The organism is Paenibacillus glycanilyticus, from assembly GCF_030161375.1.
Classification (GTDB): domain Bacteria; phylum Bacillota; class Bacilli; order Paenibacillales; family Paenibacillaceae; genus Pristimantibacillus; species Pristimantibacillus glycanilyticus_B.
This window is the reverse complement of sequence record NZ_BSSQ01000017.1, coordinates 1-24,144: the sequence shown is the minus strand read 5'-3', so window position 1 is coordinate 24,144 and position 24,144 is coordinate 1. Positions and strand designations below refer to the sequence as shown.

The window sequence follows — 24,144 nt, the reverse complement described above, 5'->3', positions numbered from 1 at the left end:
ATGCTTTTCCATTCTTGTGAATCTGCTAAATAGACGCAGATGCCGCCCAGGAAGTTGCGCTCTGTCCAAATATTTCAATTTCACGTTTTGCGCTTCTCAACTATTCCTTAATCGACCCGAGCATAACGCCCTTTACGAAATACCTTTGCAGGAACGGATACAGCAGCAGGATCGGAACCGTCGCCACTATAATCGTGGCGTATTTGATCGTTTCCGTAATCAGGCCCTTATCAACGTCGGCTACGGAAGACATCATGGAGTCCGTACTGTTCGTAATGAGAATTTCCTGCAGCACCAGCTGCAGCGGATACAAGTCGCGGGTGCGCAAATAGATGAGCGCATCCATATAGGAGTTCCAGTGGCCAACGCCGTAGAACAAGGTCATTACCGCCATAATCGGCAAAGAGACCGGGATAAAGATACGGAACAGAATTTTAAAGTCGTTAGCCCCGTCGATCCGGGCCGACTCCTCCAGCGCCATCGGTATGCTGGCGAACGAAGTTCGCATGACAAGCAGATTCCAGGTGCTGATCGCAGAAGGCAATATCATCGCCCATCTATTGTCGAGCAGCCCTAGGTTTTTCATGTTCAAGTAAGTCGGGATCAGTCCTCCCGAGAAAAACATCGTAAACACGATTCCGAACATAACCGGACCAATGAGCTTCACCCCCCGGCGCGACAAGGCGTAAGCGGCAAAACTCGTCATCGCCAAGTTTAAAGCGGTACCTCCAACCACATAGATAAGCGTATTGAAGTAGCCGATTGAGATCATTGGATTCTCGAACACAAGCTTATAGGATTCGAGACTGAACCCGGTTGGGGCAAGCAACAACCCGCGATGCTGAATCAAATCGGCGGGATTGCTAAACGAAGCAAACAGGACATACAGGAACGGATATAACGTAATGACGACCAATATGAGCATCAGCAGCGTATTCGCAACGTCGAATACCTGCTCTCTGATTGGAACCCGAGGCTTCAAAGCCGCCTCACCTCCTCTAATGAATCTACCATAAGCTTGTATTGTTGATTTTACGGCTGAATTTGTTCGCCGCGACAAGCAGAATGAAATTCAGAATGTTATTAAATAAACCGATGGCGGCAGAGAAGCCATAGTCCATCTGCAGCAGACCTCTCCGGTACACGAACGTGGAGATGACGTCCGCCGTCTCATAAGTTGTCGAATTGTACAGAAGGAGAATCTTCTCCATGCTGCCGCCCGCCATCAACGTACCAAAGCGGAGGATCAGCATAATCATGATGGTAGGCATAATGCCCGGGACGGTAATATGCCAGATTTGCCGGAACCTTCCCGCACCGTCCGATTTGGCGGCTTCGTACAAGCTTGGATCTATGCCGGAGATGGCGGCCAAGTAAATAATCGAACCCCAGCCTACCCCCTGCCAGATGCCCGATGAGACATAAACGCTCCGGAACCATTCCGGCAGGATAAGGAACGACAACGGCTGAATGCCAAACAGCCCTGTCAGCTGATTAATGATGCCGTCGCTAGAGAGGAAATCAATCATCATCCCCGATACGACAACCACCGAGATGAAATGGGGCAGGTACGTAATGGACTGCACGATATTTTTAAAGTAACGGGACCGGATCTCGTTCAGCAGCAAAGCTAGAATAACGGGAGCCGGGAAGCCGAATACCAATTCATACAAGCTGATGAGAAGCGTGTTGCGGATAAGTCTCCAGAAATAATAGCTCTCGTAAAACGATTTGAAGTGGTCGAAGCCGACCCACGCGCTCCCCCAAATCCCTTTGGCGGGGGAGAAATCTTTGAAGGCGATTTGAAGTCCGTACATCGGCAAATACATAAACACGACGTAATAGACGACAACCGGCAAAAGCATGAGATAAATGTATTTATTGCGGGACCATTGCATTTTCAATTGCTGTACCTCCTCCAGGATGCAGGCGGACAATAAACGGGCTTGCTTGGCAACGCAGCGTATGCGCTCCCAAGAAGCCCGCCAGACCGGCATTGCCTACCGTTTCAGATAGCGGTCGTACGCCGCTTGTTCAATTTCCAGCGCTTCCTGAATGCCCATGCCTTGTATCGTTTTCACAAAATTATCGAAGCGGTCGAGCGGCTCCGTGCCCATGACGAACTTATCGAACATCTCGTCGCGGTAGGTGTTGACGTCCGCCATAATGGCCGCGAGCCTGCTGGATTCCTCATTAGTGAACGTAAGAGGAGGAAGCAGTCCGTCGTTGTCGACAGCCATCCAAGTATTAAGCGCCTCCTTCTGTTGAGGAAGCGAAGCATTCTGTTCCTGATAACGCTTATCCTGGACGAACGGACCGCCAAACGGCACCGCGTATTGACCAATAGCCGTCGCAAACGACATGCCGTCCGGATTTTTCATAATCTCGTCCGTATAGGTCGGGAATCCGTCTTTCATTTCGTAGCTCTTGCCTTCCACGCCAAAGTTGAACAGCATGTGGCCTTGCTCGCCGTATTTGAAATCAAGCCATTTCACCGTTTCCACGACATGCTTGTTATCTTTCGTAATGGCGGCGCCAACTCCGTTAAAGATCGGCTCGCGCTGGCCAAGCACCGGCTTGTCGCCTTTGTTCAAGGTCGGGTAAGGCGCGCCGGCTAAGTTGAACTTCGGATTTTTCGCTGCCATTGCCGTTGTATATTTGCCGATTCCGCCGCCTACGGCAAGTTCCGAGGCGCCAAGCAAATCGCCTGTCCATTTCGCATCCTTCTGTTTGCCGTCCGTGCCGGCATAGTCGCGGTCGATCAACCCTTCTTCATACCAGCTGCGCATCGTTTGGAGAAACTCCTTGTAAGCCGGCTGAACCGGACCAAACACAACCTTGCCGTCCTGCAGGTTGAAGCGGCCCGTCGTGCCCCATGCGTTCAGGAATACGTTGCTGAAGTTAAGCAGCGTATCCTTGGCGATCAGAAGAGGAATCTCGTCCGGCTTGCCGTTTCCGTTCGGGTCTTTTTCCTTGAATGCCCTAAGCACGGTATGCCATTCGTCGATGGTCGTCGGCATTTGCATGCCTACGGCATCAAGCCAATCCTGACGGATTGCGAGCCCTTGGTAAGTGCGAAGATAAGAATCGCTTCTGAGGAACGGGAACGCATAGATACGTCCGTCATCCGTCGATACATCCTTGCGGATATCCGGATTGTCCGCAAGTAGTTTTGACAGATTAGGCGCATATTTCTCGATATAATCGTTAAGCGGTATAATAACGCCGGCATTCATGGCGCCTACGCCGCCGCCGGGATAATCGCCCCAGCCCCACTCGATAATGTCCGGGTATTTGCCGGAGCTCATTAGAAGGTTGAACTGGTTTTTTTCCTGACCGACGGTTGGATGCTGGAAGTCGATATGAATACCCGTCAGCTTCTCCGTCTCCTTATAAGCGGCCATATCATTAAATGATTTCATTCCCGGAGCCGGATTGCCCGACATTTGTACAAAATCGGTCAGCGTCAGCGGCTCCGCTACAATCTTGCCGTCCGCGGGCGTCTCGGCTGCCCCTGCGTTGCCTGTGTTCTCCGGCGAAACGGCGGCTTCATTATTATTGGACTGGCTGCCGGAGCATGCCGACAATACAACGGTTAAAGCCGTAACCGCCGCGAGCGCAGCCGCCTTGCTTTTGTTGCTTCCGTACTTCATGCAATAAGTACCCCCTCGTCCTATTTGGCTCATAACGGCTTCTTGCCAGCCGCGTCTTCAGAGTAGCCTCCGGGAGCGGTTGTTGGGTATAGCCCGGTTGTTTGATCCATATGCAGACCGTAAGATTGGGGACAATCCGAATTTAAGATTGGCATTCCGTTTGTGCGTTTGCCCGGTATTGCCCCGGTGTAATCCCCTCGTATTTCTTGAAGAAACGGATAAAGCCGATATCGTTCGAATAACCAACGGCTCCGGCTATGTAGGCGATCGTATGGTCGGTTTCGGTCAGCAGGCGTTTCGCCTCCTGCAGCCGGATCTTTGCGATATGCTCCACGATCGTCTGACCGGTCGCTTTTTTGAAAAAGGAAGACAGATACGGCTGCGTTATGCCTAGCTCGTCCGCAATAAATCCAACGCTTAGCATGTTTTGTCCGTACCGCTCCCGAATGATTCCGTCAATCGCCTCGAGCATTCGGCTTCCCTGGTCGCTCCGCCCCGTTCTCCAAAGCCGGCACACATCACGGAAATCCTCCCGCAACCGTTCAAACGTAGCATGCTGATGCTGGAAGCTGTTTGGATATAAGATCAACAGCCTGGTTGTAAGATCGGGACCAACCTTTGGCGTGTTTTGGGCAATCCGGAACAAGGTCGACGACAGGTGCATAAGGAAATAAGAGCCTACCGGAGAGTCGCCCTCATAGCCGGTGATCTGATCGGCGTACAGGGCATCCAGTAACTGAATGGTCTTCTCTTCCTCGCCGGCCTTCACGTAATTGGTCAGCTGCTGCTCGATATCGAGCGGGTAATAATAAGCGGGCATCTGGCCGGATAGCTTCATGCCGCCATGATCATCGGTCTCCCTCTTGCGTTCGTTATCCAGCTGCTTCAGCGCATCGCGGAAAGCTTCCCCAATAGACTGAATATCGGAAGCGACAAAGCTGGTGCCGATGGTCAGCTTCATTCTGAAACGCTCCCGCAATATATCGCTTAGCCGCTGGCGGATATTCGCCAGTTCTTCGCCATGACACTCCCCGCTGATCTCCCTGAAGTTGATCAACAAAGCGATGCTTCCTTGATCAAGCTCCGTCGTAAATCCAATATGCCGCTCGTTTGCCAGCTCCGTTGCGATATTCGCAAGGACGAAATTAACCAGCATCCATTCCTTGTCGTCAACCTGCTCGCCTTCGCCCGGCATGCCGTTTATCTCCTCCGCCTCCACGAGCATCACCGCAAATTCCCCGGACGCGAATTGGACATTCATGAATTGCAACGAGTCCGGCCGCAGCTCATGCGGATCCGCATAACCCTTGATTAAGCGGTTGAGGAAATGGAGGCGTATAATTGGCGTCTGCTGGGACAACCTCGCTCTGAGCTCCGACTCGGTCAGCCTTGCGGACTGTATGGATGAACGAATCATCTCGTACTCGAATGGCCCATGTCTGCGCGATGCCGCTGCGCCTCCGGTTAAAGCGGATACCAGATCCCGGATGGGTCTGGAATTTCTAGACGCAAGATACACCGACACCACCGCACCTGAAAACGCTGCCAAAACAAATAATAACAACGCCCAGTTCCTGACTTTATTCACTTCCTTCAAGAAAACGCCGCGCGGTACCTCCAGCACGTATTTCCAATCGTACACTCTTGAAGCGGCATAGGAGACGACCGCGTCTTGTCCCGCGATGGCTGCCTCAAGCTTCCCTGCATCGCCTTTCATATCGGCATATCTAAAGGACAGCGTTCCCTCCGAACCCGTCGTTGAACTGATGATTCGGTCGGAAGAATCCACGATATGTATTTCTCCTTTGCCTGCCTTCGCGAGCGTTCCTAACATCTTGCTAAGCTGTTCCCCGTTGATCATGATAAATAGGGTAGCCGTCCGCTTGGACCGGTCAATCTTCGGGAGCGTCTGCATATAGGCGATAATATCGTTTCTTTCTCCTAACGGACCGGTGACCCGCATCCCCGGAATAAAGGAGCGGTAATGGTAACCGCTCTCGAATTGCTTGATCCAATCCTGCGCGCTCATGCCTTCAAAGCGGCTCACTTTGTCGAATAGGAACTCCGGCGTCGTCTTGACGCCTGGCCCAAGCATCGTGCCCGATTTGGGGAAATACATATAGAAATCGTAAATAAAAGGAGACAGCAGCTTGTAACGCTGCAAATCCTGAGCCATCTCGATCATGTCATACTGCTCCTGATCGGACATTTGCGCTGGTTGGCTCACCATCTGATAGAGCTTGGGATAGGTGGCGATTTGCTGCTCCAGCTGATCGATCATTTGAAATTGGCCGTCCGCCAGTTCTCTCAGCTGCCCAAGCATGGCGGAATTCGTCTGCTCCACGGAATGCTCCACGACTTCGTTAGCCCGCCAATAGAGCAGACTGCCGATTACAATAAACAATAGAAGAATAGCCATGTAAGACCAGAATAACGCGGACCATGCGCCCTTGAACCTTAGCATTTGAAATCGTCCTGCAATCCTTCTCATACCGTTTCCCTGCTTTCCTTCACCGATAGGCTAGTAACCCCAGAACTCAAGACATCTGGTTAGCGTAAGCTTCAGTATACCAATAATGAACTAACCCGGGCTTATCCATTCATTTGATCGGCTATCCGTTTATAAGATTCGGACCGTCCCCAAGCAAACAGGCGTACAACAATTTCTGTTGTACGCCTGGGCTTAGGTATAAGTCTTTCCGTTGCCGTTCTCAGCCATTAAGAGCCAAAGCTGCCGTCCACCGAAAACAGAACCGGATTAGCTTCTTTGCGTTTCGATGCCGCTATCCGTTTGTTCAGCTCTTCCAAATACGCATCTTCGTCCACGGGAAGCGTGACGGTCTCGCCAAGCCAGCTGGATAGATGCATCGCGTTGGATAAGCCAAGGCTATGAATGCCTTCTTCTCCTCCGGCAATCAGCGGTTCTCCGTGAAGCACGGCTCTTGCAAAAGACTTAATGACTCCAAGGTGTTGGCTGTTATCCCCTTCAACCGGCACAACGGATACCGTCACTTCCGGCCTCGAGAAGCCATCCTTGCTCCCGAAGCAAAATTCACGTTCGTTCTGGCTAAGCTTGTGCAGCGTTAAAGTATCGTTCTCGCATACCAGCTTGCCCATCTCCAGCGTGATCTCCAGACGGTTCGTTCCCGGCAGATCGGCGGTTGTCGTCACGAATACGCCCGTTGCGCCGTTAGCATATTCCATATAGGCCGTTACATCGTCCTCGACTTCAATATGATGCCATTTCCCTTCATGGCGGAAAGCGCGTACCTTCTCCGGCATCCCGCAGATCCATTGCAGCAGGTCGATATTGTGGGGACATTGGTTGATAAGCACGCCGCCGCCTTCTCCCGCCCAGGTTGCGCGCCAGCTGCCGGAATCGTAATACGCTTGCGATCTGTACCAGTCGGTAATAATCCAGTTGACCCGTTTCATCGCGCCAAGCTCACCGCCATTAACTAGCTCGTGCATTTTCCGGTACATCGGATTGGTCCGTTGGTTAAACATCATTCCGAACACCAAGCCGCTGCCTTGCGCTTGTTCGTTCATTTCGCGGACCTGCTTCGTGTAGACGCCTGCCGGTTTTTCGCAGAGCACATGCAGTCCTTTGCTAAACGCCATAATCGCAAGCCGCGGATGCTCATAATGCGGAGTAGCGATGATCACGGCATCGCATAATCCGCTGTCCATTAATTCCTTGGCGCCCCCGAATCGCGCAACCGTCTCCGGCAAATAAGACCCGCAAGCCTCAAGGCGCGAGACGTCCATCTCGGAAACCGCCGTCAGCTCGACTTCCGGCACGGCTCCATTGATCAGCTTCTTGGCATGGTCCGAACCCATGTTGCCCATGCCGATAATCCCCATACGCAGTTTGGTCATTATTCTCCCCCTGCCTCCTAGCGGTAGCCGAGCGCGGCTAGATTGTTGTAGCTGGTTTGCAGACATTCAAACGGGCTGGTCTGGCATACGTCCTGCTCCACAAGCAGGTACTTCGCATTCGTTTGTTCCAGCGCCTTCAGAATGGCCGGGAAATTCATGTTCCCTTCCCCGACCGGCGCCATCAGCTGCTCCGTGCCGCGAACCGCCATATCCTTCAAATGAACGCAATGGAGCCGGTCCTTCAGCTTGCCGATCCACTCGCATACGTCCGCGCCTGCCGCCTGCACCCAATAGGTATCCAGCGTAACCCCCATCTCTTCCGGGGAAAAATCCTCCATTAACCGTTCGATCAGACGCTTGCCGTTCCACTGCTTGAACTTCTCGAATTCGAAGTGATGGTTATGGTACATAAACAGCTTGCCTGCCTCAGCGATTTTGCCGGCAGCCTTCCGGAAGTCTGCCGCGAAATAGTCATACCAATCCGGTTCGCGGTATTTATCCGGCATGCTGCCGATTCCGATATAGTTACAGCCGAGGATGTCATGCTCTTCAATTACTCTTTCCGTCTCGTTCAGAATCCGGTCCGCATTCGTATGCGTAAGCGCAATCTGAAGAGATAACTCATCGCAAATTTCCTTCAAGATTTCCGGACGGATATTTCCTATCGCGGAAACCTGAATCGATTTATAGCCCATTTCTGCAATCTTTTGCAAGGATCGACGAATATCCTTTTCCGTCTGGAGAAAGGATCTGACCGTATACAGCTGCGCGCCCAAAATCATCGTAATTTGGCTCCTCCTCAAGGTAAATCGCGTTATCCCTTACTCCTCTTAATTATAATCCCAATGCGGTTTTGAGCCATTGCGAATGAGGACGAACACATTGCAAATATAGCGATCATCCACTAGACTAAATCTACATTAGCCGGAGGAGGAGTTTCGATGATGCTCGTCGATATCCGAACGGATTCCCTGATTCTTCACCATGCGGTCGACCGTGAGAAAACAAGCGAATATGCGCTTCATTGCCATAATTTCTACGAAGTGTTTTATTTTATAGGCGGGAATGTCAGTTATCTGGTGGAAGGGCAACGATATGTACTGGAGCCGAATAGCCTGCTTCTCATTGCCCCGCACGTGTTTCATGGGGTAAAAGTCGAAAGCGACATCCCATATGAGCGGATTTCGCTTCATTTTGTGCCAGGCATTCTCCCTCCCGAGAATCAGACCGCCTTGTTATCGGCCTTCCACAATTTCCGGAGCGCAGAAGGGATTTATTATTCCAACGATGGGAAGATCTTCTCCTTCCTGGAGCAGCTGATCGAGGCTTGGCATGCCGACGAATCGATCCGGGACATGTTGCTTCGCATCCGGCTCGAAGCACTGCTATCGCAAATTCTCATGATGAGCTATACCCATAAAAATGCGTTGCAGGATTTCGCTACCGCCAAATCCATAGCCCCAATCCTTTCGTTTCTAAACGAACGAATGACGGAGACCGTGACGCTGGACGAGCTGTCCGCCAAGTTTTTTATAAGCAAGCATCATTTGAACAAGATCTTTCGCAAAGCGACGGGAACAACCGTTGGCAATTACCTGATACATAAACGGGTCGTCATGGCCCAAAATTTGATCCAACAAGGCCATACCGCAAGCTCGGCCGCCACGGAAGCCGGCTTCCGCGATTATTCCGCCTTTTACCGCGCGTACAAAAAAGTACTGGGTCACGCGCCTTCTTCTAATGGCGCTTTGCTCTACTGAAAAAAGCCAGGGACCTGCGTATAACGCAGGTCCCTGGCTTTTGTTGCTATGCGGTCAATTCTTACAGTTGACCGGAGATTTTTGCTTTCAGAGCGTCTTTGCTTTGTACGCCAACCATTTTGTCTACCGGTTGACCGTCTTTGAACAGGATCAGCGTAGGAATGCTCATTACGCCGAATTGCGAAGCCAGTTCAGGCTCTTCGTCAACGTTGATTTTTGCGATCGTTGCTTGGCCTTCCAGTTCAGTTGCCAGCTCTTCAACGATTGGAAGCTGCATTTTGCAAGGTCCGCACCAAGGTGCCCAGAAATCTACCAGAGAAACGCCGCTTTGTACGCTAGTTGCAAAGTTGTCTTTTGTCAATGCTACTGCCATTGTGAATCATCCTCTCCAATTGGTTTATGATAAGGGAATTCCGCCACGTACCGTTTATAATAACCTAATCGCAGCCACAAGCGTGAATCTGCTTCAGTACATCGGAAATGGTAATACCGTTGAAGTAGCCTTCGAGCTGCTTCTCGGCCGTACAGAAGATCCCGAACATCACCTGGTTCATGTTCGAGCCAACGACGCAGTCCATGCCCGGATTACCGGAACACCAGCTCGGAATAAACGAGCCTTGCGCCATGACGCGGTACACGTCGCCAAGCGTAACGACATTAGGATCAATTGTAAGCCTGTAGCCGCCTCCAGCACCTTCTCTTGTATCGACAAAGCCGCTTTTGCGCAAGCCGCTCATAACTTTGCGGACGCGCGCGGAATGCGTGCCTACATTATCGGCGATCATTTCACTGCTTGCCATCCGCTCAGGCAGATAGGCTAAATAAACGAGACTGTGTACGGCAATCGTAAATTCGCTGTTCAATGTGAACGGCCTCCCTGTTTAGTACTGTAATAATAACAATTACAGTTCAAAATGTCAATAGCAGGCCGCCCGATTTCCGCCACAGTCATAGGGTGCGACGGCAGCATCCCCCTTATTCGCTAAGCATACTGCTAGAAATTGAAATTCATGGGGTCGGAACCAAGCCGGCGCCCTTCATTTAAGGCATTAATCGAAGCCATTTCTTCTGCCGTTAACTCGAAATCAAATACGTCCGCATTCTCGGCAATCCGGCTCTTCGTAACCGACTTCGGTATCGTGACAATCCCGCTTTGCAAATCCCAGCGCAAAATCACTTGAGCCGCCGATTTGCCGTGTGCACGTCCAATTTCTTGCAGAAGCGGCACATCCAAATTGCCTTGAAGCAGCGGACTCCACGCTTCCAGCTGAATGCCCCGGTCTTTGCAGTAGCTTTGCAGATCCGGCTGGGTCAGGAACGGTTGGAATTCCACTTGATTAACGGCAGGCACGATCTCGCAGCTGCCGAGCAGATCGTCCAAATGAGGAATCAGGAAGTTGCTTACGCCAATGGCCCGAACATAACCTTCCTTGTACAGCTTCTCCAATGCACGGTAAGTCTCTTTGTATTTGCCGGCAACCGGCCAATGTACCAGATACAAATCGATGGTCTCAAGCTTCAGCTTGCGCCTGCTCTCCTCGAATGCCTTCAGCGTGCTCTCAAAGCCTTGATTGCTGTTCCATACCTTTGTTGTAATAAACAGTTCTTCCCGAGCGAGACCGCTTGACGCGACCGCACGCCCTACGCCCTCTTCATTGCCGTAGATCGCCGCCGTATCGATGCTGCGGTAGCCAATCTCCAGCGCATCCGCAATCGCTTGCTCCACCTGGGCACCGTCTTGCGTTTTATATACGCCAAGACCAAGCCAAGGCATTTGAATGCCATTGTTCAGTTCAGTCGTTTGCGTAATGGACGTCAATTTGTTCACAACCTTCTCCTCCCAACATAAATGGATTTTGCTTTGCAGCTACCCTATTTTACCACTGATTGTCCGAGGTGAACAACGAAGCAACTATCGAATTATTAGTAAATTGTTAATAACAAACCTGTCATCATGATGGCAGATGGCCGAATACATATGTACGGAATGGCGAATCAGCAAGCGAAGGAGGTGTGTTGGAATGGTGCTGTGGTGGAACCGGTGGATGGCCTTCCGAACCGAGGCGGGATCCCGGGCAGACGAAATCGACAGGCTTCATGCTTTTTTCAAGTCAAGCGGGTTGAAATCAAAGGTTACTTTGGAAGGTGGACAATTGAAACGGCTTCATGTACGCAGCAAGGATGAAGCACGCGCCAAGGAGCTTGCGGCTTCATACGACGCCGAGCATTCCTAATCAGCTTTGATTCAGCCGCAATCCGCAGTTTCTTTTTTTTGGCGACACCAGCAAGGAAGCTTTTGGCTTCCGGCTGCGTGCCGCCATTTTTTATCTGTGTTAGAAGCCTTGATCTTCGGGGACAATTGTGTATAATACAGGTTAGTGGTTTTCTAGGGTTCCGCTAAGCCGTATGCGCTTAGGGCTGGTCCGAGGGAAAACGCACAGCAATAGCTGTGATCACGGAAGGATAAAAACCTGGGAGTCGCCTGCGTCAGCAGTTGTCTCCCGGGTTTTATTTTTTTGTTCAAAATATGACATCACGTGTAAGGAGGAAGATTTATCATGAAGAAGCAATGGCTTCAAGTTTATGTAGCGGCTGTATTCGAAGTGCTGTGGGTGACCGGTCTGAAACACTCGGACAACGCGTGGAGCTGGGCCGGAACGTTTATCGCAATTATCGTCAGCTTCTTGTTGCTGATCAGAGCAAGCAGCCAGCTTCCGGTCGGCACCGTGTATGCCGTATTTGTCGGACTCGGCACTACCGGTACGGTTATTTCGGAAGCCGTCTTTTTCGGTCATCCGCTTCACGCGGCTAAATTATTGTTTATTGCCCTTCTCCTGGTAGGCATCATTGGGCTCAAGCTCATTACGCCGGAGCACGCCGAGGCGGGCGGTAAAGGCAAGAAAGGAGCATCTTCCAAATGAACTGGATATCTCTAATTTGCGCGGGTTTGTTTGAAATGCTGGGCGTCGTCATGATGAATAAAGTGAACGAGAAGCGCAGCTTCAAAAATATCGCTCTTCTGTTGATTGGCTTTGGCATGAGTTTTGTTTGTTTGTCGTATGCGATGCAAACGCTCGAGATGAGTATTGCTTATGCGATTTGGACGGGGATTGGCGCTACCGGAGGAGCTATTCTTGGCATGGTTTTGTATGGCGAACCCAAAAATGGCCTTCGGATCTTCTTCATTATGTTGATCATTGGCGCAGTAGTAGGCCTGAAGCTTGTTGCTTAGACTCGAACGGGGCATAAACGCAATAAGGGGCGGCCCCTTAGCTCTTCAGCTATGGGACCGCCCCTTTGTGTATATATCGGCTCACTAAACAAAAAGAAGTGGACTGGTTAGGTGCCGATTACACTTCCATGATGATTGGAAGGATCATCGGCTTTCTTTTCGTTTGTTCATATAAGAATCGTCCGAGCGCGTCTTTCACGTTTGATTTGAGTGTTGTCCATTGGTTCACGTTATCGCTAATGGATTTCGTAATCGTTCTTGTCACAATCCGGCCAGCTTCTTCAAGCAGTCCTTCCGACTCGCGTACATAAACGAAACCACGGGAGATAATATCCGGACCCGATTTGATCGTTTTGTCTTGCTTGCTGATTGTTACGACAACAACCAGAATGCCGTCTTGGGATAAATGCTTGCGGTCGCGCAGTACGATGTTGCCAACGTCGCCGATGCCAAGTCCGTCGATGTACGTATTGCCTGCCGGCACCTTGCCGGATTTGCGCGCATCGCCGTGTACAATTTCAACAATCTCGCCGTTATCCACGATAAAGGTATTGCCTGGTTGTACACCTACAGCTTCAGCCAGCTTCTTGTGATGGAGTTGCATCCGGTATTCCCCGTGAATCGGGATGAAATACTTAGGAGCCATCAGCTGAAGCATGAGTTTCAGTTCTTCCTGGCTGCCGTGGCCAGATACGTGCATGCCTGTTTGCGTGCCGGAACCGTAAATAACGTTCGCCCCAAGGCGGAACAGCTCGTCTACCGTACGGCCGATGCTGCGCTCATTACCCGGAATTGGCGTTGCGGAGATAATAACCGTATCGCCTTCCAGAATTTCCACCTGACGGTGGTTCGAGCGCGCCATCCGGGTCAAGGCGGACATTGGCTCCCCTTGGCTGCCTGTGCAAAGAATAACGACCTGATTATCCGCGTAGCGGTTCACTTCGTTCGTCTCAATCAGCATGCCGTCCGGAATATCCAGGTATCCAAGCTCCGAAGCAATCGTAATCATGTTGACCATACTGCGTCCGATAATCGCCAGCTTCCGTCCCGTTGCAGCCGCTGCATCAACGACTTGTTGCAGACGATACACGTTCGAAGCGAAAGTGGAGACGATAACCCGGCGCTCTGCTTTGCGGAAAGCATCAATGAAGTTCGCGCCTACGATACGCTCCGATGGCGTAAAGCCCGGACGCTCGGCGTTGGTGCTCTCCGACAGCAGAGCAAGTACGCCTCTGCGGCCGATCTCGGCCATGCGGTGAATATCCGCATGATCGCCAACCGGCGTTTGGTCGAACTTGAAGTCGCCCGTATGAACGACTACGCCTTCCGGCGTATCCAGCACGACGCCGAGGGAATCCGGAATACTGTGGTTTGTCTTGAAGAACGTCGCCTTCATGGAGCCCAGCTTGAGCTCGGAATCGGCGTGAATCAAATGCCGCTCCGTCGATCCGAGAAGCCCAGCTTCCTTCAGTTTTCCTTCGATCAATCCCATCGTCAGTCGGCTAGCATATACCGGCATGCTCAGCTGCTTCAGAATGTACGGCAGGCCGCCAATATGATCCTCATGGCCATGCGTGATTAGCAATGCTCTAACCTTGTCCTTATTCTCGATGAGGTACGTAATGTCCGGCACGATGATATCGATACCGAGAAGCTCCTCATCCGGGAATTTGGAACCGCAATCAATTACAATAATGTCGTTCGCGTATTGTACCGCGTACATGTTCTTGCCAATTTCGCCTACGCCGCCCAAGGCAAAAATGGTTAGTTTCTTTTCACTTTTATGGTTATTCAAAAATAATCCTCCTATTTATAAGACTGACGACGATTGTTATACTTCAAACTTAAAAATCCGAACCAGTCACTTGCCACCATTATAGCACGAAAAATTAACAAAATGGAAATAGGCTGTTTAGCCTTTTTATAACCAAATCTACTCCCTGCTGAATTTCCTCCAAGCCGCAACCGCCGCATTCACGGTCAATCCAAGCGCCACGCCTAACACTACCGCCGCAAAATTCAGTCCATGTATGAACAGAAGCAGCATGCCAGCGCCATAATCATCCTCTGGGAGCGGAAAAACCAGTCCCATCAGATAACCGGTAATCATCAGCATCGGCACCCAAATAACAGGGATAAACAAAGCAAAATACCAATATTTTCGGCGAAACCAATATATAACGGGCAACGCGTATACTGCCGATGTTAATGCAAAAACGATGTACGCCTCATCTATAGCGGCACTATAGCGATAGGCCAGTTGAAAAAAAGTATTCCCGATTACCGCATAAATAACGCTTGCCAGAACAACGAATAATGCAGCCCGGTGATAGCCCGGTCTTGAAGAGGGCTCCATTATCGCTTAATGATCTCCTTAAGAGCATCCACAAAAGCGGACATCTCTTCGCCTGTCCCGACCGTTACGCGCAAATATTGATCGATACGCGGCTGTTTGAAGTACCTCACGAGCACCCCGCGTTCACGCAGCTCTTGGAACAACAGCTCCGCCGCATGGTCAGGATGGGAGACAAATACAAAATTCGCTGCCGAGTCGGTGACGATAAAGCCCAGCTCCCGCAGTTCCTTGGCCACGGCTTCGCGCGTTGCAACCACTTTGGCGGTTGTCTCGAGGAAATAAGCTTCATCCTCAAAAGCGGCAACCGCGCCGGCGAGCGCAAGACGGTCGAGCGTGTAGGAGTTGAAGGAGTTCTTGACGCGATTCAGCCCATCGATAAGCTCTTCGCTGCCAAGCGCCCAGCCTACCCGCAGTCCTGCCAGCGAACGGGACTTCGAAAGCGTCTGTACGACAAGCAGATTCGGATATTCCTTCACCAGCTTCGCCGCCGATTCGCCGCCAAAATCGATATACGCTTCATCGATCAGGACAACCTTGTCCGGATTCGTCGCAAGCAGTTCCCGGATCTCGTCGAGGGAGATCAAGATTGCCGTTGGAGCATTCGGATTCGGAATGACGATACCGCCGGAATCCCGCCCGCTGAATGCGCCGAGCGGCAACTTGAACTGCTCGTCCAGCGGCACGATGTCCGCCTTCAGCTGGTAGAACTCCGCATACACCTTATAAAAGCTGTATGTAATGTCGGCAAAAGTAACGGGCTTCGCCGGATTAAAGAACGCCGCAAACGCAAAAGCGAGCACTTCATCCGAACCGTTGCCTACAAATACTTGATTCGGAGCAAGCTCGAAATATTGGACGATTTTCTTCACAAGCGTGTCGCAAGTCGGATCCGGATAGAGACGCAGATCGTCATTTGCGACTGCCTGAATCGCTTCCAGCACTTGAGGCGAAGGCGGATACGGATTTTCGTTGGTGTTTAGCTTGATATATTTTTTGTCCTTCGGCTGCTCCCCCGGTACATATGGAACTAAAGAAGCCGTGAGCGGACTCCAAAACTTACTCAATGTGCATTCTCCCCTGTCGTTATATCATCCTATTGTTACCAGAATCAATCGTTTTGACGCATATTACCAATTCTGTTCTGCACTAAATCTTGCGTCCGACAATAATCAAATCCCGCTCTACCCCATCCAGCTCGGCTACCTTCGGAAGGTTCGCCCATTCTTCGAAGCCAAATTTGCGGAGCAGCGCAAGGCTAGGCTCATTATGGCCAAACACGAACCCGAGCAGCGTGCGAATGCCAAGCCCCGGACTTGCTTCCAGCGCTTTCTGAATCAGCCAAGAACCAATCCCGCGCGAGCGTTGTTCCTGGTCGATATAAATACTGATCTCGGCCGTCGCATTATACGCCGGGCGCCCGTAAAAAGACTGGAAGCTCAGCCATGCGATCATTTCGCCTTGATCTTCAAGCACCCATAACGGGCGAAAATCCGGCGAATGCTCGTCATACCATCTCATTCGGCTCTCCACCGATACCGGCTCTAGGTCAGCCGTTACCTGGCGGGATGCGATCGTGGAGTTGTATATTTCGACGATGCGGGGCAGATCTTCTACTCCTGCATCTCGGATCGTAAATTCTCGGTTCATAACTATTTCTCTCCTTGGCACGTTGTTTCCTTTTATTTGATTGTACCAGCTTGGGCAATATTTGCGCACGTGTAAATAATTCAACCACTACAAATAAATAAAGCACGCAGGTTCCTAGCGGGAACTTGCGTGCTTTATAGAGTTGCTTATTCGCTGCCGTCATGGACAACAACCGTGCCGGCGATAAAGTCATGGATGGCGCGTTTGTCTTGGCGAAGGCCAACCATAAAGGCGCTGACGATTACCGCGACTCCAAATGTAATGCCGTAGATGAGACCGCCTACTACATTGCGCAGCAGCATCGTGCCGATTCCAGGCGGCGTACCGTCCAGACGGCGGATTTGGATGCCGCATATTTTTTTCCCGATCGTGTAGCCGCCCCAAAAGACCGGAATGAGCAAGGAGTATAGAAAAGAAACGACATTCGTAAACGCGTTATCCCCGTTCCCGAATATCACAAACGAAATGATGGCTAGCGGAACGCCAATGATGATCGCATCCAATAGATTCGCGCCGAAACGCCTCCAAAAACCTACATTCATATGATGATCCATCTTCCAGCCTCCATTTAATTAGTATGAACAAACATCGTCCCTTCCTTGCGGCAATCCTCCCTATGTCTCTATTAACCTCTTTGCTTGATAAGCTCCAGATACTTTCCTATAAGCTTATTACGTATCATCTTTTGTTATGTTACAAATTAGACACATAAGGATAATCATCCTTTTTTATACAATTTACTTCTAAATCCGAGGCCATTCTACATAGCCTTTGTTCAAACAACAAAAAACCGGTCTATCCATAATGGACAGACCGGGTAAACTTAAGCTTTGGATGGATCAAACGAGCTCTTCAGCGATACGATGCGATTGAATACCAGATTCTCAGAAGATGAATCCTTCGGATCCACGTTGAAGTACCCATGGCGGAAGAATTGGAACTTGTCATGTCCCTTCGCGTCCTTCATGTTTGGCTCAACAAAACCTTTCAGCACTTGCTGGTTGTTCGGGTTGATGCATTCGAGGAACGGTTTGCCTTCCTCTTCGGCTTCATTCGTAATGAGCGGCTCATACAGACGGAAGTCGGCAGGCACGGCCTGCGAAGCTTCTACCCAATGAATCGTGCCTTTAACTTTGCGGGCATTAAAGCCCGAACCGCTTTTGGTTGCCGGGTCATAGGTGCAGCGCAGCTCGATGACATTGCCGTCTTCATCCTTGATCACTTCTTGGCAAGTAATGAAGTAAGCGTGTTTCAGGCGCACTTCGTTGCCAGGGAACAGACGGAAATATTTCGCCGGAGGATTCTCCATGAAATCGTCTTGTTCGATGTAAATTTCGCGGGAGAACGGAATTTGGCGAGTGCCCATTTCCTCATTCTCTGCGTTGTTCTCTGCTTCAAGCATTTCTACTTGGCCTTCCGGATAGTTCGTAATGACGACCTTCAGCGGCTGCAGAACAGCCATCGTGCGGAGTGCCTTCATCTTCAGATCCTCGCGGATAAAATGCTCCAGCATCCGTTCGTCCACGGTGCTGTTTGCTTTCGCTACGCCAATCTCGCGGCAGAACGCGCGGATTGCTTCCGCCGTGTAGCCTTTGCGGCGCAAACCGCTGATCGTTGGCATGCGCGGGTCGTCCCAGCCGGTTACGACGCCTTCGTCTACAAGCGACTTCAGCTTTCTTTTGCTCATCACGGTATTCGTAATGTTGAGGCGGGCAAACTCGTATTGCTTCGGCACGTCAACCATTTCGCATTCCGCAATCGCCCAGTCGTAAAGCGGACGGTGGTCTGCGAATTCGAGCGTACAGATGGAATGCGTAATGCCTTCAATCGCATCGCTGATCGGATGCGCATAGTCGTACATCGGGTAGATGCACCATGCATCGCCGGTCCGGTGATGATGGGCATGGGCAATCCGGTACAATACCGGGTCGCGGAAATTAATGTTCGGCGAAGCCATATCAATCTTCGCGCGAAGCACCTTGGAACCGTCCTTGAACTCGCCTGCGCGCATTCTGGCGAACAGGTCAAGATTCTCTTCCACGCTGCGGCTGCGGTACGGGCTGTCTTGTCCCGGCTGCGTTAGCGTCCCGCGCATCTCGCGGATTTGCTCGGCAGTCAGGTCGCACACGTAAGCTTTGCCTTTGCGGATAAGCAAGACGGCGCGGTTATACAATTCTTCGAAGTAGTCCGACGCAAACCGAAGATCGTCCCAGTCAAAGCCGAGCCAACGCACGTCTTCCTTGATCGACTCGACATATTCCGTATCTTCCTTCACCGGATTCGTGTCGTCGAACCGCAGGTTCGTACGTCCTTTGAATTCATCGGCAAGCTCGAAGTTCAGGCAGATCGACTTGGCATGTCCAATGTGCAAATATCCGTTAGGCTCCGGCGGAAAGCGGGTCACGATTTCCTGCACGTGGCCTTCTTTCAAATCTTCGACGACGATGTTCTTGATAAAGTTAGAGGATGATGTCTTGTTCTCCACTGTGTTTTCCACGGCGACCAACCTTTCCCGTAAATAATTATCTTCCTATCATACACAAATTTACGAGAAAATACACTGGCATTTCAGCCTCTACTCTTTAAATAAGAAGTCCAACGCGCCGGTCGAATGCAGCAAGACGAGCAAAACGAGAATCGGAGCAATATAGCGGACCATAAAGAGCCAGACATAAAGCCAAGAAGACTTAACGCCCGCCTCTTTGGCCGCATCCCTCCAAATCCAGCCGACGAAGATCGTTACGATCAGACCGCCAACCGGCAGCAGAATGTAGGAGCAAATAAAGTCCATCCAATCAAAGAACGTCTTATGTCCAAACGATATATCCACGGCTCCTCCAACCGAAACGGCGGAAGGAATCCCGATAATGAAAATAAGCAGCGTAATGATGATAACCGACTTTCCGCGGCTCCATCCAAAACGTTCCCGGACGAATGCAACCGGCACCTCTAGCAAGCCTACGGTTGAAGTTAATGCGGCAAACGCCAGCAGCACGAAGAACAAACCGCCGAACAAGCTGCCAAACGGCATCGCCGCGAACGCGGCAGGCAAAGCAACAAATACGAGACCCGGCCCTTGGCCTGGTTCAATGCCAAAAGCAAACGACGTCGGGAAGATAATGAGACCTGCCAGGAGCGCATACAAGAGGTCTCCAAGGCCAATAGCCATCGTGCCAACGCCAAGCGACTGTCTCTTGTCTACATAAGCGCCATACGTAATCATCGTCCCCATGCCAAGCGACAAGGAGAAGAAAGCATGTCCAAGCGCGATCAGGGCCGATTGGGCCGTCAGCTTGCTGAAATCCGGTTCAAGGAAAAACGACACGCCATCGCCGGCTCCTTTAAGAGTGAGCGCCCGGATCACGAGGGCGACGAGCAGAATAACGAGTCCCGGAATCAATATTTTATTAAACTTTTCGATCCCCGAGGATACGCCTTTAATGATAACGAAGGCGGTCAGAACGAGCGCCAGGAGCATCCACCATACCGGCTGCCAGCTGCCGATAAAAGATCCGAAAGTAGCCGAATAATCAGAATTCGAGAATAGATTCCCGGAGAAGGATTGTACCGCGTAATAGAGCGTCCAGCCCGCGATAACCGCGTAGAAGGACAATATCAGAAACGGAGCCAGAACCATTAAAAATCCGAGTGTTCCCCAACCCTTTTTCTTGGTCAGCCGGTTAAAGGAAGTGGATACGCTGCCCCGTCCGCCGCGGCCAATCGTCAGTTCAGCCATTAATACCGGCAAACCTACGGCAAGCAAACATACGATAAACATGAGGAAAAAAGCCGCCCCGCCGTATTTGCCCGTAATATAAGGGAATTTCCACATGTTGCCGAGCCCAACGGCGCTTCCGATTGCGGCAAAGATGAAGCCGGACTGCGAGAAACGCTCGCCTCCGCCCGCCGATTCCGGAGCCGGAGCACTCTTATTTTGATCAACCATCTAACAAACCTACCTCTTTCCTTGTGTCTTCACCTGATGATGTGCCTATTGTTTACTTCCAGTTCGAGAAAAAACCGGAAAGCTTAAGGAATCGTTATAGTACTATTTTTCATACATTCCTACAAGAACTAAAAAGTTGAAAAACGGATGGTGAAGCGCCATGCAAGCACAACCGATTGTCATCTTCCCAAATGGCGGCTGGCGCGGCATTCCGCCTGGGCTAAAGAGCTGGCTGGAGGAGCTTTCACGGAAAAGGAAGCTGCTGGCGGTTGCCGATGACGCCCCAAACGGAGTGGAGACGCTCGCCTTGGAACAACTGGGCTCCGTTAATTGGAGCAATGCCTCCGCGATCGTCATGCATGCGGCCTGGGTGCATATTGCGGTGCCGCTGAAACCCCGTTGTCTAATTGCCGTGCTGCCCGGTCCCGAGCCGGAAGAAGCCGAATTGTGGAGCAAATGCCGCTTATGGCTATGCGCTTACGCGACGATGGTGGTAGCGGGTTCGGAAGCATTCTACTTGGAGCAATCGTTCCGAAGGGGCAGCGTCTTCCTGATGGATGGGCTCGACGAAACGTCAGACCTGTTCGCCAAACAAGCGATAGAATGGCATATCGACGGCTTTGAATCCGATACTCTGATCCGCCTTCAGCAGCGTCATAGAGCGAGCTGGCGGAACGGTCTGCTAGAGCAACAGCAGCAGGAAATCACGGATCAGGCATCGGCGCAAGGATACGCCGACGGGCTTTTTTTCCACTCGGTATACCGTTACTTGACGGGGGAGGCGGATTACGCGCGCAAGCTTCTTCTGGCTTCTTTCGAGCAGATGTTGGCCGAGGGCCGCAACCATACCCTTCAGGACGTATACCGGTTCCTGTCGGCTATCGAGCTGGAACAAGGGCATCTCCAGGATGCCGTCAGAACGTACGGTTATACCGCCCAAGGAGAGAAAGAATGGCAGGAAGCCGAGCAATTGACGATATGGCTGGCCAGCGGAAAGCGGTTGCTCGTTCAAGCCCGGCTGTACATGCTAAATGACGACTACCGTAAAGCATCTGCGCTCCTAGAGCCGCTATCCGGCGATCCCGAAGCCAGAACGCTGCTCGTCAGCGCCTACATTCAGATGGGAAGACTGGACGGCGCGTATTCTCTCATGTCAGCCCGGCACCGGCAATCCGCGAGCGACCGCAGACAGTGGCAGCATTTGCAAGGAACCGCGTTGCTGCTGGCGGGTAAACGGCATGAAGCGATTCATTGTTTCTTGCAGGCCGGTGAGAACATTCAAGAGGAGTTGCACGGAATGGTAGAACTAGCCGTAATGGACAGCACCGTAAGGGAGCTCACACGGGGAAATAAGGAGGCCAACTGAAAGATGGCTAACGGTCTCGGGAAAGGCGGCAGGAAAAAAGAAAGCAACAAGTTAACGGCCATGATGCATGTCCGCAATGAAGCCGGCCGGTATTTGGAGGCGGTTCTTGCGGATCTGTCCGGTTTTGTAGACGAGATTGTCATTGTCGACGATGCCAGCACGGATCAAACGCCGGACATCGCGGCATCGTTTCCGAAAGTCGTCAAGCTTGTCCGCAATAAAGAATCCCTGTTCCATAAGGAATGGCTGCTTCGCGAACAGTTGTGGCGGGCGGCGGAAGAGACAAATCCGGATTGGCTCTTGGCCGTGGACGCGGACGAATTCTATGAAGACTATACGAAGGACGCCATGCGGGAGCTTATCGATCAAGACGAATACGATACGGTGTCGTTTCGCATGTACGATTTCTGGGATTCGGTTACGCATTACCGGGAGGATGAATGGTGGAATCTGCATCAGCGTCCGATCATGACGCTTGTCCGGTATTTGCCGGGCTATCATTATGCTTTTCCGAAGCGGGCGCATCATGCGCCACGGTTGCCTTTTACGTATAGCGCTTTGCCCGGTCTCGATACCGATCTGCGGATCAAACATTTCGGGTGGGCGGGAAGCGCCGAAGAACGGCGGGCCAAGCACGACCGGTATATCAAGCTGGACCCCGAGGGGCAATGGGGCAGTCTCGGCCATTATGCTTCCATTCTGGAGCCGAATCCAAGACTGATCCGCTGGCAGGAAAGGAACCGGGACGATGAGTAGTTTGAAGCCGGAATTGCCAAAAACGGTAACGATATTAACCCACAGTTATTTGAACGGCTACGGCCAAGAGCACACCCGCCTATTTGGCGGCGGACTGGAGCGTTACGTCCATTTGCTGGCCCGCGCCATTAAAGAGCTGGGACTTACTCCGGTTATCTATCAGCTGACGTTTTACGAACCTTTTGACACGGTGTACGAGGGGATGCAAGTACGCGGCTGGACCTTTGAAGGGAACCAGATCACCGAGGTGTTTGATCAGATGGCCGCCGCGGCGGACGGGTTAATCATTTATGCCAGCTGCATCTGGCATCCTATTCATTATCGCCCCGGCAGCATAGGCATTTGCCATGGCATTAATTGGGACACTCCGCAATTCGCGGCCGCGCCGAAGGCGGCAATCGGCAAGACGATCCAGCAAGCGCTTCAGCAACTGGACCGACTCGTCTCGGTCGACTCGCATTTCCAGACCTATTGCCGGGCGGTATGCGAATTCGAGGATCCGGCCACGGTCACCCTGCTGCCCAATCCGGTAGACACTTCCTGGTTCGTTCCGCGTACCGGCGCCCCCTCGCCAGACGGCGGAATACGCGTGTTATACCCTAGAAGATTAAGTTATGAACGCGGACTCGTTACGATGTTGCTGTCCGCGGATGAGTTGCTGGGGCGTTATCCGGCGGTAACCGTAGAATTCGCCGGCGAGCTGATCGAAGGCTCGCTCATGGCAGCCGTATTCCGCCTATGGCTGGACGCTCACCCTCATCAAGATCGGATTATTCACCGGACCTATACGTTCGAGACTGTCCGCGAAGCGTATCAGCAGGCCGATATCGCGGTCATTCCAACGTTGTTCTCGGAAGGCACCTCCCTCTCGTGCCTCGAAGCCATGAGCTGTGGTCTGCCGGTGGTTGCAACGAATGTCGGCGGACTGAACGACCTCATTATAGACGGCTTGAACGGCCGGCTGACGCATCCTTCAGCCGGCGCCGTTACGCCGGCAATATGCGACCTCATTGAACAACCCAAACTGCGAAGACGGATGGGAGCTGCCGCGCGGCGGGCGGCGCTCACGTTCGACCAGAGCCGCTGGCTGGCGGCCTGGAAGACGATTATTGCGGAGCAGCTCGCGAAGCGCGATGAGGAGCGGTAGGAGGAACGCGATGGCTGGTTGATTAAATAAACGCTTGGGTTATTAGCTATATTGAGAGCGTGTTTGAGAGCACTATATCCTATAAGCCGTGCAGCGCGGAGGTGACGCGCAGCAGCAGCTCCCGCTCGCAGAGCAGAGGCGCTGCGGGCACGGCTCTTGGCGCGGCTGCCCGCGCCCGCGCCGCAAGTGCGGCCGCGAGCCCCGAAGCGGCGGCTCGCGAGACCCATGGCTGCGCCGCGGCTTCGCGCGCAGCCGCAAACTGCTCCGCCGCGGCGGGCCATTGCCCCGCGGCGGCATAAAGCGCGCCCGCGGCTAGCCGCGCGGGCGCCCCGGGCTGCGCTGCCGCGCGCAGCCCCAGTGCCCCGTCTCTTATACACATCAGACGCGGCCGCCGAAGAGGAT

The 24,144-nt window shown here is 52.0% G+C and carries 24 protein-coding genes and 1 riboswitch; of the genes, 7 read left to right on the top strand and 17 right to left on the bottom strand.

What is annotated here, in order from left to right; all coding sequences use genetic code 11:
* Positions 1 to 100: 100 nt before the first annotated feature.
* From QQK89_RS22185 to QQK89_RS22160, 6 genes are all read right to left on the bottom strand, one after another.
* Positions 101 to 925 carry a carbohydrate ABC transporter permease gene (locus QQK89_RS22185; RefSeq protein ID WP_284240944.1) on the bottom strand — a complete coding sequence of 275 codons (825 nt, stop codon included), beginning with the start codon at positions 923 to 925 and terminating at the stop codon, positions 101 to 103.
* An 82-nt stretch (positions 926 to 1,007) separates the two neighbouring features.
* Complete coding sequence (locus QQK89_RS22180; RefSeq protein WP_284240943.1) at positions 1,008 to 1,898, bottom strand: ABC transporter permease; 891 nt, start codon at positions 1,896 to 1,898, stop codon at positions 1,008 to 1,010.
* Positions 1,899 to 2,000: 102 nt separating this feature from the next.
* On the bottom strand, positions 2,001 to 3,653 hold the full coding sequence (locus QQK89_RS22175) for an extracellular solute-binding protein (RefSeq protein ID WP_284240867.1): 1,653 nt from the start codon (positions 3,651 to 3,653) through the stop codon (positions 2,001 to 2,003).
* A gap of 142 nt (positions 3,654 to 3,795) precedes the next feature.
* Positions 3,796 to 6,117 (bottom strand): AraC family transcriptional regulator, encoded by a 2,322-nt coding sequence (locus QQK89_RS22170; protein WP_284240866.1) that lies wholly within the window; start codon positions 6,115 to 6,117, stop codon positions 3,796 to 3,798.
* Between the two features lie 254 nt (positions 6,118 to 6,371).
* The gene (locus tag QQK89_RS22165; RefSeq protein ID WP_284240865.1) at positions 6,372 to 7,532 is read right to left on the bottom strand and encodes a Gfo/Idh/MocA family protein; all 1,161 of its coding nucleotides are present in this window, start codon (positions 7,530 to 7,532) and stop codon (positions 6,372 to 6,374) included.
* Between the two features lie 17 nt (positions 7,533 to 7,549).
* Complete coding sequence (locus tag QQK89_RS22160) at positions 7,550 to 8,314, bottom strand: sugar phosphate isomerase/epimerase family protein (protein ID WP_284240864.1); 765 nt, start codon at positions 8,312 to 8,314, stop codon at positions 7,550 to 7,552.
* Between the two features lie 159 nt (positions 8,315 to 8,473).
* Here QQK89_RS22160 and QQK89_RS22155 point away from each other — a divergent pair, with 159 nt between their 5' ends.
* On the top strand, positions 8,474 to 9,292 hold the full coding sequence (locus tag QQK89_RS22155) for an AraC family transcriptional regulator (RefSeq protein ID WP_284240863.1): 819 nt from the start codon (positions 8,474 to 8,476) through the stop codon (positions 9,290 to 9,292).
* Positions 9,293 to 9,353: 61 nt separating this feature from the next.
* On the opposite strand, the gene trxA is transcribed toward QQK89_RS22155, so the two are convergent.
* From trxA to QQK89_RS22140, 3 genes are all read right to left on the bottom strand, one after another.
* Positions 9,354 to 9,665 (bottom strand): thioredoxin, encoded by a 312-nt coding sequence (gene trxA / locus QQK89_RS22150; RefSeq protein ID WP_284240862.1) that lies wholly within the window; start codon positions 9,663 to 9,665, stop codon positions 9,354 to 9,356.
* A gap of 64 nt (positions 9,666 to 9,729) precedes the next feature.
* Positions 9,730 to 10,155 (bottom strand): RrF2 family transcriptional regulator, encoded by a 426-nt coding sequence (locus QQK89_RS22145; protein WP_284240861.1) that lies wholly within the window; start codon positions 10,153 to 10,155, stop codon positions 9,730 to 9,732.
* 131 nt (positions 10,156 to 10,286) lie between these two features.
* On the bottom strand, positions 10,287 to 11,111 hold the full coding sequence (locus QQK89_RS22140; protein ID WP_434481743.1) for an aldo/keto reductase: 825 nt from the start codon (positions 11,109 to 11,111) through the stop codon (positions 10,287 to 10,289).
* A 202-nt stretch (positions 11,112 to 11,313) separates the two neighbouring features.
* On the opposite strand from QQK89_RS22140, the gene QQK89_RS22135 reads away from it, so the two are divergent.
* From QQK89_RS22135 to QQK89_RS22125, 3 genes are all read left to right on the top strand, one after another.
* Positions 11,314 to 11,526: a hypothetical protein gene (locus tag QQK89_RS22135; protein ID WP_284240860.1), complete on the top strand. Its 213-nt coding sequence runs from the start codon at positions 11,314 to 11,316 to the stop codon at positions 11,524 to 11,526.
* Positions 11,527 to 11,667: 141 nt separating this feature from the next.
* Positions 11,668 to 11,772: riboswitch (guanidine-I (ykkC/yxkD leader) on the top strand.
* Between the two features lie 78 nt (positions 11,773 to 11,850).
* Positions 11,851 to 12,213, top strand: a complete 363-nt coding sequence (locus QQK89_RS22130) for a DMT family transporter (RefSeq protein ID WP_284240859.1) — start codon at positions 11,851 to 11,853, stop codon at positions 12,211 to 12,213.
* Positions 12,210 to 12,524, top strand: a complete 315-nt coding sequence (locus QQK89_RS22125) for a DMT family transporter (protein WP_284240858.1) — start codon at positions 12,210 to 12,212, stop codon at positions 12,522 to 12,524. Before QQK89_RS22130 ends, QQK89_RS22125 begins: the two co-directional genes overlap by 4 nt.
* A 118-nt stretch (positions 12,525 to 12,642) precedes the next feature.
* On the opposite strand, the gene QQK89_RS22120 is transcribed toward QQK89_RS22125, so the two are convergent.
* The 7 genes from QQK89_RS22120 to QQK89_RS22090 form a co-directional block, all read right to left on the bottom strand.
* On the bottom strand, positions 12,643 to 14,319 hold the full coding sequence (locus tag QQK89_RS22120) for a ribonuclease J (protein WP_284240857.1): 1,677 nt from the start codon (positions 14,317 to 14,319) through the stop codon (positions 12,643 to 12,645).
* A gap of 138 nt (positions 14,320 to 14,457) precedes the next feature.
* Positions 14,458 to 14,880 carry a hypothetical protein gene (locus QQK89_RS22115; RefSeq protein WP_284240856.1) on the bottom strand — a complete coding sequence of 141 codons (423 nt, stop codon included), beginning with the start codon at positions 14,878 to 14,880 and terminating at the stop codon, positions 14,458 to 14,460.
* The gene (hisC, locus tag QQK89_RS22110; protein WP_284240855.1) at positions 14,880 to 15,944 is read right to left on the bottom strand and encodes a histidinol-phosphate transaminase; all 1,065 of its coding nucleotides are present in this window, start codon (positions 15,942 to 15,944) and stop codon (positions 14,880 to 14,882) included. The genes QQK89_RS22115 and hisC overlap by 1 nt, the downstream gene beginning before the upstream one ends.
* An 82-nt stretch (positions 15,945 to 16,026) precedes the next feature.
* Entirely contained in the window at positions 16,027 to 16,527 is a 501-nt protein-coding gene (locus tag QQK89_RS22105; protein ID WP_284240854.1) for a GNAT family N-acetyltransferase, read from the bottom strand.
* 146 nt (positions 16,528 to 16,673) lie between these two features.
* Entirely contained in the window at positions 16,674 to 17,081 is a 408-nt protein-coding gene (locus QQK89_RS22100; RefSeq protein ID WP_284240853.1) for an RDD family protein, read from the bottom strand.
* Between the two features lie 269 nt (positions 17,082 to 17,350).
* Complete coding sequence (locus tag QQK89_RS22095; protein ID WP_284240941.1) at positions 17,351 to 19,012, bottom strand: glutamine--tRNA ligase/YqeY domain fusion protein; 1,662 nt, start codon at positions 19,010 to 19,012, stop codon at positions 17,351 to 17,353.
* Between the two features lie 90 nt (positions 19,013 to 19,102).
* On the bottom strand, positions 19,103 to 20,473 hold the full coding sequence (locus tag QQK89_RS22090) for a sodium-dependent transporter (RefSeq protein WP_284240852.1): 1,371 nt from the start codon (positions 20,471 to 20,473) through the stop codon (positions 19,103 to 19,105).
* A 160-nt stretch (positions 20,474 to 20,633) separates the two neighbouring features.
* On the opposite strand from QQK89_RS22090, the gene QQK89_RS22085 reads away from it, so the two are divergent.
* The 3 genes from QQK89_RS22085 to QQK89_RS22075 are packed head-to-tail and all read left to right on the top strand — an operon-like array spanning position 20,634 to position 23,742.
* Positions 20,634 to 21,839 (top strand): tetratricopeptide repeat protein, encoded by a 1,206-nt coding sequence (locus QQK89_RS22085; protein ID WP_284240851.1) that lies wholly within the window; start codon positions 20,634 to 20,636, stop codon positions 21,837 to 21,839.
* Between the two features lie 3 nt (positions 21,840 to 21,842).
* Complete coding sequence (locus QQK89_RS22080; protein WP_284240850.1) at positions 21,843 to 22,595, top strand: glycosyltransferase; 753 nt, start codon at positions 21,843 to 21,845, stop codon at positions 22,593 to 22,595.
* Entirely contained in the window at positions 22,588 to 23,742 is a 1,155-nt protein-coding gene (locus QQK89_RS22075) for a glycosyltransferase family 4 protein (RefSeq protein WP_284240849.1), read from the top strand. Before QQK89_RS22080 ends, QQK89_RS22075 begins: the two co-directional genes overlap by 8 nt.
* Positions 23,743 to 23,821: 79 nt before the next feature.
* Here the strand turns inward: QQK89_RS22075 and QQK89_RS22070 are convergent.
* A partial coding sequence (locus QQK89_RS22070; protein WP_284240848.1) for a hypothetical protein occupies positions 23,822 to 24,144 on the bottom strand: 323 nt, incomplete at its 5' end.